We start from the raw sequence: 8,934 nt of genomic DNA, 5'->3' as shown, positions 1-8,934 counted from the left end.
CAGGTTGCTCAAAACACTGCTTTGAGGTTGTAGATAGAACTGACGAAGTCAGCTCAAAACACTGTTTTGAGGTTGTGGATAGAACTGACGAAGTCAGCTCAAAACACCGTTTTGAGGTAGTAGATAAGACTGACGAAGTCAGTTACATATATATACGGTAAGGCGACGCTGATGTGGTTTGAAGAGATTTTCGAAGAGTGTTAACTATTTTGTTTTACAAACTAGTGTGGAAGTGGTATACTATAGGTGGGTCTACTAGTAGGTATTACAGAATAGATTAGAAGGGAGAAGGGATGAAAGAAACTCAACTATTAAAAGGTGTTCTTGAAGGTTGTGTCTTGGATATGATTGGTCAAAAAGAGCGGTATGGTTATGAGTTGGTTCAGACTTTGCGAGAGGCTGGATTTGACACTATCGTTCCAGGAACTATTTATCCTTTGTTGCAAAAGTTAGAAAAAAATCAATGGATAAGAGGCGACATGCGCCCGTCGCCAGATGGTCCAGATCGGAAGTATTTTTCGTTAACCAAAGAAGGAGAAGAGCGTGTCGCGGTCTTTTGGAAACAATGGGACGATTTGAGTCAAAAAGTAGAAGGAATTAAGAATGGGGGTTAAACAATGAAGAAAATGAAGTATTACGAAGAAACAAGCGCTTTGCTGCATGAGTTTTCTGAGGAGAATCAGCAGTATTTTGAGGAACTGTGGGATAGTTTTAATCTTGCTGGATTTCTCTATGATGAAGACTATCTCAGAGAGCAGATTTATTTGATGATGTTAGATTTCTCAGAAGTAGAACGAGATGGCATGAGTGCAGAGGATTATCTAGGTAAGAATCCTAAAAAAATAATGAAAGAGATTCTCAAGGAAGCACCACGCAGTTCTATCAAGGAGTCCCTTTTGACGCCAATTTTTGTCCTAGCGATATTACGTTACTATCATCTACTGGGTGATTTTTCTAAAGGTCCTCTCTTAACAGTCAATTTGCTTACTTTTTTAGGGCAACTTCTTCTTTTTCTGATTGGATTTGCTCTTGTGGCCACAATCTTACGTTGGGGGCTAGTCCAAGATTCTCCTAAGATGAAAATTGGCACCTATATTGTCGTTGGGATTCTTGTTCTGCTAGTTGTTCTGGGATATGTAGGAATAGGAAGTTTTGTACAAGAAGGAGCATTTTATCTTCCTGCTCCCTGGGATAGTTTCCTTGTTTTTACGCTTTCTCTAGTCATCAGTATTTGGAATTGGAAAGAAGCGATTTTTCGTCCCTTTGTCAGTATGATTGTTGCCCATCTTGTGGTAGGCTCTCTGCTCCGTTACTATGAGTGGATGGGAATTTCAAATGTTTTTCTTACAAAATTCATTCCTTTAGCTGTTCTTTTTATTGGCATTTTTCTCTTGTTCCGTGGGTTTAAGAAGATAAAATGGAGTGAAATATAGTCAAAAAGCCGTTGCAAAGCGGTTTTTTGTTATAATTAAATGAAGAATGTAGAATCAAAGGAGAAAAATTTGATGAGATACATAACTCTTGGTCAAGATGACAAAGAATTATCAGAAATTGTTCTCGGAATGATGAGAATAAAAGATAAGTCTGTAAAAGAAGTTGAAGAGCTTGTAGAAACAGCACTTTCTGTTGGAATCAATGCCTTTGACTTGGCTGATATTTATGGTCGTGGTCGTTGTGAAGAACTGTTAGGTCTTGTCCTAAAAAATCGTCCAGATTTAAGAGAAGAGATGTGGATTCAGTCAAAATGTGGAATTCGCATGGAAGAATTTACCTATTTTGATTTTTCTAAGGACTATATTATAAAATCTGTAGACGGAATTTTGCAAAGATTGAAGATTGATCATCTAGATAGCTTGCTTCTTCATCGACCAGATGCTTTGATGGAATCTGACCAAGTAGCAGAAGCCTTTGATTTCCTTTATAAACAAGGTAAGGTTCGAAATTTTGGAGTTTCTAATCAAAATCCTATGATGATGGAGTTACTTAAAAAAGATGTCAATCAGCCGTTAGCTGTTAATCAGCTACAATTGAGTGCGGCTTTTACTCCAGGATTCGAATCAGGTTTTCATGTTAATATGGAAGATAGTCAAGCAACTATGCGAGATGGCAGCATTTTTGAATATTGCAAATTACACGATGTGGTCATTCAAGCATGGTCTGTCTTACAATTCGGGTATTTTAAAGGGAATTTTGTTGGAAATGAGAAATTTCAAGATTTAAATCAAGTACTTGATCGCTTAGCTATTAAATATGGAGTAACCCCTTCAACTATTGCCATTTCTTGGATATTGCGTTATCCAGCAAAAATGCAGGCAGTGGTAGGAACAACCAATACTAAGCACTTGAGAGAAGTTAGCCAAGCGGCAAACTTTAGCTTAACAAGAAAAGAATGGTATGAAATTTATCTTGCAGCAGGGAATAATTTGCCGTAAGTAGAAGCAGATGTAAATAAATCACAGTCAAAAAGCCGTTTTAAAGCGGTTTTTTTGTTATAATGAAGGGGAGAATTATTGATATTAAAGGAGAATAACATGACATTTGAAGAGATCCTGCCTGGGTTAAAGGCTAAGAGAAAATATGTACGAATTGGTTGGGGAGGTGCGGAAAACTATGTCCAACTCTTTGATACCATCGAGCAAAATGGGCTTGCACTTGAAGTGACACCTTATTTCCTAATCAACGTATCTGGAGAAGGAGAAGGTTTTTCCATGTGGAGCCCGACACCTTGTGATGTTTTGGCGACGGATTGGGTAGAAGTGCATGACTAAACGTGTACTCATTACAGGAGTGAGTTCAGGTATCGGATTGGCTCAGGCTCGCCTTTTTTTAGAGAAGGGCTATCAAGTTTATGGTGTGGATCAAGGAGAAAATCCAGTTTTAGATGGTGATTTCTACTTTTTACAGAGAGATTTGACCTTGGACTTAGAGCCTATTTTTGATTGGTGTCCTCAGATTGATGTTTTGTGCAATACTGCGGGAGTTTTAGATGATTACAAACCCCTTTTGGATCAAACAGCGCAGGAAATTCAAGAGATTTTTGAAATCAACTATGTGACTCCTGTTGAGTTGACTCGTTATTATTTGACACAAATGCTGGAAAATAAAAAGGGAATCATCATCAATATGTGTTCCATTGCTTCTAGCCTAGCAGGCGGTGGTGGACACGCTTATACTTCTTCGAAGCACGCCTTGGCTGGATTTACTAAGCAGTTGGCTCTAGACTATGCTGAAGCTGGGATCCAGGTCTTTGGTATCGCTCCAGGAGCAGTCAAGACGGCTATGACCGCTGCGGATTTTGAGCCAGGTGGATTGGCTGACTGGGTGGCTAGTGAAACACCAATCAAGCGCTGGATTGAACCAGAAGAAGTAGCGGAGATCAGCCTTTTCTTAGCAAGTGGAAAAGCGAGCGCCATGCAAGGACAAATTTTGGCAATAGATGGTGGCTGGTCTTTGAAGTAGGAGGATCTGATGGAAATCAAAAGACACTTTGGAGTCTACGCTGTTTGCTTTGAAAATGGAAAGTTACTCTGCATTGAAAAAACGAGAGGCCCTTATCAACATCGGTATGACCTACCTGGAGGCAGTCAGCAACTTGGTGAAGGACTGACGGAAACGCTGACTAGAGAAGTTATGGAAGAGACGGGATTTACTGTTAGAAGCTACTCTAATCCTCGAATCTACGATGTTTTCGTCAGGGAAGAGTTAAAAAATTTTATGGTTCACCATATCATGGCCTTGTATGATGTTGAAATGAATGAGAGTGTACCTCTAGTTACAATTTCGGAAGCTGTGTCTGATGGTGCGAATGATTCACTTGGATATATTTGGATGGATATTCAAGAGATCACAGAAGAAAATGCATCGCCATTAGTCTTGAAGGTTAAGTCTGAATTATTAGGATTTCCAGAATTGGACAAGACCTCTTACATGAATTGGAAGGTGAAGTAGGGGGATAATGGAACTATTTAAAACATGGAAGAAAAATATGGTTCTCTATGGTCTTAAATCTCAAATTGGAACTATCTACCGAAACAATGATAGGACAACAAGCTTTTATGATGTTGGGAATTTTCTATACCTAGCAGGGGAGTTGGATTCCAGATTTTGGGAAGATTTTGTTAGAAAATATGGTTTAGATTATAAGATTATTATTTCAGAAAATACTAATTGGCAAGATTTTCTGCATCGGAAAGTGGGGCTAAATTCTTTTACTCGCTATTCTTTTAAAGATAAGGCAAATTTTCAAGTTAAATTTCTAAATGATCTAGTTACTCATTTAGAGGAAGATTACAATATTGTGCCTATTGATAATCATATTTATAACTGCTTTTCTACGGAAGAATGGTCACAGGATTTACAGGGGGATTTTGAGTCCTATCAGGATTTTGTTTTAAAAGGTGGATTTGGCTTTGTGATTCTTAAAAATAATGAACTGATTGCTGGGATTTCCTCAGGGTTAGTTTACAGTGAAGCAGTTGAAGTGGAAGTTGCAACTAGACCAAACGAACAAGGAAATGGATTTGCTAAAAAGCTTGGTGCTGCAATGATTCTAGAGAGTTTAAATAGAGATATGTTTCCACTTTGGGATGCTCATAACGAGGCTTCCAAAAAAGTAGCAGAATTTTTAGGATATGAGTTAGCTGAACCTTATGAAGCTTTTGAACTAGAGGAAAATTTCATATAATTATATATGATATTGTATCTTTTAAGATGAGGTGAATGATGAAAAATCAACTTGCTCTTAGTGGCGAAAAACTTGATGAAAAAGTTTACCCACAACTATTTCATCATGTTGGTATGATTCGTGGGGAATACTTGTTGAGAGAGCTCAATCAAAACATCCTATTACCAAGTTGTCAGGAATTTGTAAAAGATTATCTAGACACAATCTGCTCCTTGTACTCAGATGAAGAAGTTTGGTATCGTTTTTCTGAATTAACGAATACAGAAGCTAATTGTCTAAAGGGGACTAAAGAGTATTTTGATGAACGCCATCCTTTGTTTGGTTATAGAGGAACGAGGCGTTTACTGGCATGTCCGAATGAATTTCAGGCTGAAGCAAATGTCGTTACAGAAGTTTATCAAAACAATCCCAATCTGTCTCTTATTTTTCCTTTTGTCAATGATGCTGAGCAGTTAAAGCAAGCTATTAGAGTATTGCGTCAGCAGGGTTTTACTGGGAAAGTCGGCACGATGATTGAATTACCGTCAGCGTATTTTGATTTGGACAGAATACTGGAAACGGGTATTTCAAAGATTGTAGTTGGAATGAATGATTTGACTTCTTTTATTTTTGCGACTGTGAGAAACAGTCAATGGCATGATATGGAAAGTCCAATAATGGTAGATATGTTGATACAGATGCAGGATAAAGCAAGGGCGAAAAAGATTGATTTTGCTGTAGCAGGTTATCTGAATACTTCTTTCATACAAAAAATGAATCAGATGGGTATCAAGTGCATTATTCACTATAGTTCTATTCCAGAGATTTTTGATTTAGAGATTGACCATCCAGATCATCTCAAACACATAAAAGAAGAAAGTAAAAAATTACAAAGGAGCACCCATGACACCGCAAGAAATGTGGAATAAATACAAGCAAATCAATCCTTCGATCGGAGATGAAATCGATGCTTGGGCTTTTGGAGTGGAAGCCGATCTCTTGGCAGATTTGGTTTTAAGAGGCGAAAAGACGGCAACAGCATCAGCCTACGACCTCTATGCACTAGAAGCCGAGTCTCTTCCTCAAGAAGGAACTTTTGATGTCATTTTAGATAGTCGAAATCAGGCTGTCTGTATTGTCGAAATTACAAAGGTTTCCGTTCAGCCTTTCAGTCAAGTTTCGGCTGATCATGCCTTTAAGGAAGGTGAAGGTGACAAATCACTTGCCTATTGGCGTCAGGTTCATGAGGATTGTTTCGCCGAGTGGTTGAGAGAAGCAGGACTGACTTTTACACCTGACAGCAAAGTTGTTTTAGAAGAATTTCGCAAGGTCTACCCTCTGTAGACTGTTAGACGGAAGAAAGTTTTAGAAATCACCGTCCAATCCTTTTTTCTTAGGCAAAACATGTTATAATAAGTTTGTTTGAAGAAGAGCAGCAGCTCTTAAACTTAGAATAGGAGAAAACTATGCAAGCAGTTGAACATTTTATTAAGCAATTTGTTCCTGAACATTATGATTTATTTTTAGACTTGAGTCGTGAGACCAAGACGTTTTCAGGGAAGGTGACCATCACTGGTCAAGCACAGAGTGACCGTATTTCCCTCCACCAAAAAGACCTGGAAATCGCTTCTGTAGAAGTTGCAGGTCAAGCTCGTCCATTTACAGTTGACCATGACAATGAAGCCCTTCATATCGAATTGGCTGAGGCTGGTCAAGTTGAAGTGGTTCTTACCTTTTCTGGTAAAATCACAGACAACATGACAGGGATTTACCCTTCTTATTACACAGTTGATGGAGTCAAGAAGGAAGTCTTGTCTACTCAGTTCGAGAGCCATTTTGCGCGCGAAGCCTTTCCATGTGTGGATGAGCCAGAAGCCAAAGCAACTTTTGACCTTTCTCTACGTTTTGACCAAGTAGAAGGTGAATTGGCCTTGTCTAACATGCCAGAAATCGATGTTGAAAACCGCAAGGAAACAGGTATCTGGAAGTTTGAGACAACACCTCGCATGTCTTCTTATTTGTTGGCCTTTGTTGCGGGTGATTTGCAAGGTGTGACGGCTAAAACTAAAAACGGTACCCTTGTAGGTGTCTACTCAACCAAAGCCCACCCACTATCTAACCTTGATTTCTCACTGGACATCGCTGTTCGCTCTATCGAGTTTTACGAAGATTACTATGGAGTTAAGTACCCGATCCCTCAATCTCTCCACATCGCCCTTCCTGACTTCTCAGCTGGAGCTATGGAAAACTGGGGTCTTGTAACTTATCGTGAAGTATACTTGGTTGTGGATGAGAACTCTACCTTTGCCAGCCGTCAACAAGTTGCCCTTGTTGTGGCCCATGAATTGGCTCACCAATGGTTTGGTAACCTTGTTACTATGAAATGGTGGGATGACCTTTGGCTCAATGAAAGCTTTGCTAACATGATGGAATACGTCTGTGTGGATGCTATTGAACCAAGCTGGAATATCTTTGAAGATTTCCAAACAGGTGGTGTTCCGTCTGCCTTGAAACGTGATGCGACTGATGGTGTTCAGTCTGTCCATGTCGAAGTTAAACATCCAGACGAAATCAATACGCTCTTTGACGGAGCTATCGTCTATGCCAAAGGAAGTCGCCTCATGCACATGCTTCGTCGTTGGCTAGGTGATGCTGATTTTGCTAAAGGTTTGCACGCTTACTTTGAAAAACACCAATACAGCAACACCATTGGTAGTGACCTTTGGGATGCCCTTGGTCAAGCGTCAGGACGTGATGTCGCAGCCTTCATGGATTCTTGGTTGGAACAGCCTGGTTACCCAGTTCTTACTGTCAAAGTTGAAAATGATGTCTTGAAGATTTCACAAAAACAATTCTTTATAGGTGAGCACGAAGATAAGAACCGTCTCTGGGTGGTGCCACTCAATAGCAACTGGAAAGGCTTGCCTGATACACTTGAAACTGAAAGCATCGAAATTCCAGGCTACGCAGCTCTTCTTGCTGAAAATGAAGGAGCTCTTCGCTTCAATACTGAAAATACAGCCCACTACATTACCGACTATCAAGGAGATTTGTTGGATGCAGTTCTTGCTAACCTAGTTGAGCTTGATAACACAAGTAAACTGCAAATCGTCCAAGAACGTCGTTTGCTTGCTGAGGCAGGACAAATTTCTTATGCAGACTTGCTCCCAGTTCTTGATAAACTTGCTAAGGAAGAATCTTACCTTGTCGTTTCAGCTGTTTCTGAAGTAATTTCTGCTCTTGAGCGCTTTATCGATGAAGGAACAGAAGCTGAAAGAGCCTTCAAAGCCTTGGTTGCTAAATTGGCTCGTCACAACTATGACCGTCTTGGTTTTGAAGCTAAAGACGGAGAATCAGATGAGGATGAATTGGTTCGTCAGTTGGCTGTTTCTATGATGATTCGCTCAAATAATGCAGAAGCTAGTCAAGTCGCTAGCCAAATCTTCGCAGCCCACAAGGATCAGCTTGCAGGACTTCCAGCAGCTATTCGCTCACAAGTCCTTATCAATGAGATGAAACATCATGAGACCAAAGACTTGTTAGCACTTTATCTTGATACTTATACTCATGCAACAGATGCTGTCTTTAAACGTCAGTTGGCAGCTGCTCTTGCCTATAGTAAAGATGCGGACAATATCCAAACCTTGATTGCTGCTTGGAAGGACAAATTTGTGGTGAAACCACAGGACTTGTCTGCTTGGTATTACCAATTCCTAGCTCACCAAGCAACTCAGGAAACAGCTTGGTCTTGGGCGCGTGAAAACTGGGCTTGGATTAAGGCAGCCCTTGGAGGAGATATGAGCTTTGATAGCTTTGTTATCCTTCCTGCACACGTATTTAAGACTCAGCAACGCTTGGCAGAGTACAAGGAATTCTTTGAGCCACAACTTTCTGACCTTGCTCTTAGCCGTAACATCGGTATGGGAATCAAGGAGATTGCAGCGCGTGTTGACTTGATTAACCGTGAAAAAGCTGCGGTGGAAGCAGTCGTTCTTCAATACGGAAATGCATAAATAAGCCTAAAATAAAAGAAAACTCATCTATCTCATGTAATACTCTTCGAAAATCTCTTCAAACCACGTCAGCGTCGCCTTACCGTACTCAAGTACAGCCTGCGGCTAGCTTCCTAGTTTGCTCTTTGATTTTCATTGAGTATAAATAGATAGAAAAGAAAATCTTGTACAAGTTCCTGACAATTTCTTTCTTTTTGTGTATAATAGTGGAAAAGAGGTAAAATGAGGTATGGTTATGGAAACAGTCCTTTACTCAAC

At 39.9% G+C, this 8,934-nt stretch carries 10 protein-coding genes; all 10 read left to right on the top strand.

Annotation, left to right across the window (positions count from 1 at the left end; genetic code table 11):
- Positions 1 to 293 precede the first annotated feature (293 nt).
- Positions 294 to 614: a PadR family transcriptional regulator gene (locus HT730_RS00870; RefSeq protein WP_050242408.1), complete on the top strand. Its 321-nt coding sequence runs from the start codon at positions 294 to 296 to the stop codon at positions 612 to 614.
- Positions 615 to 617: 3 nt separating this feature from the next.
- On the top strand, positions 618 to 1,433 hold the full coding sequence (locus HT730_RS00865) for a hypothetical protein (protein WP_050242409.1): 816 nt from the start codon (positions 618 to 620) through the stop codon (positions 1,431 to 1,433).
- A 72-nt stretch (positions 1,434 to 1,505) separates the two neighbouring features.
- Positions 1,506 to 2,432, top strand: a complete 927-nt coding sequence (locus HT730_RS00860; RefSeq protein ID WP_173306519.1) for an aldo/keto reductase — start codon at positions 1,506 to 1,508, stop codon at positions 2,430 to 2,432.
- 99 nt (positions 2,433 to 2,531) lie between these two features.
- Complete coding sequence (locus HT730_RS00855) at positions 2,532 to 2,768, top strand: DUF2829 domain-containing protein (RefSeq protein WP_173306518.1); 237 nt, start codon at positions 2,532 to 2,534, stop codon at positions 2,766 to 2,768.
- Positions 2,761 to 3,459 carry a 3-oxoacyl-ACP reductase gene (locus HT730_RS00850; RefSeq protein ID WP_173306517.1) on the top strand — a complete coding sequence of 233 codons (699 nt, stop codon included), beginning with the start codon at positions 2,761 to 2,763 and terminating at the stop codon, positions 3,457 to 3,459. The genes HT730_RS00855 and HT730_RS00850 overlap by 8 nt, the downstream gene beginning before the upstream one ends.
- Positions 3,460 to 3,468: 9 nt before the next feature.
- Positions 3,469 to 3,948 carry an NUDIX hydrolase gene (locus HT730_RS00845; protein ID WP_173306516.1) on the top strand — a complete coding sequence of 160 codons (480 nt, stop codon included), beginning with the start codon at positions 3,469 to 3,471 and terminating at the stop codon, positions 3,946 to 3,948.
- A gap of 7 nt (positions 3,949 to 3,955) precedes the next feature.
- The gene (locus tag HT730_RS00840; protein WP_173306515.1) at positions 3,956 to 4,684 is read left to right on the top strand and encodes a GNAT family N-acetyltransferase; all 729 of its coding nucleotides are present in this window, start codon (positions 3,956 to 3,958) and stop codon (positions 4,682 to 4,684) included.
- A gap of 38 nt (positions 4,685 to 4,722) precedes the next feature.
- Positions 4,723 to 5,592 carry a putative PEP-binding protein gene (locus HT730_RS00835; RefSeq protein ID WP_173306514.1) on the top strand — a complete coding sequence of 290 codons (870 nt, stop codon included), beginning with the start codon at positions 4,723 to 4,725 and terminating at the stop codon, positions 5,590 to 5,592.
- Positions 5,567 to 6,007 carry an ASCH domain-containing protein gene (locus tag HT730_RS00830; RefSeq protein ID WP_173306513.1) on the top strand — a complete coding sequence of 147 codons (441 nt, stop codon included), beginning with the start codon at positions 5,567 to 5,569 and terminating at the stop codon, positions 6,005 to 6,007. Before HT730_RS00835 ends, HT730_RS00830 begins: the two co-directional genes overlap by 26 nt.
- Before the next feature lie 122 nt (positions 6,008 to 6,129).
- Entirely contained in the window at positions 6,130 to 8,676 is a 2,547-nt protein-coding gene (locus tag HT730_RS00825) for a M1 family metallopeptidase (RefSeq protein ID WP_173306512.1), read from the top strand.
- The last annotated feature ends 258 nt before the right edge of the window (positions 8,677 to 8,934 follow it).

This window comes from Streptococcus sp. k-628 (genome assembly GCF_013277475.1).
GTDB lineage: Bacteria > Bacillota > Bacilli > Lactobacillales > Streptococcaceae > Streptococcus.
The sequence above is the reverse complement of the archived record's forward strand: the minus strand, read 5'-3'. Positions and strand labels throughout refer to the sequence as shown.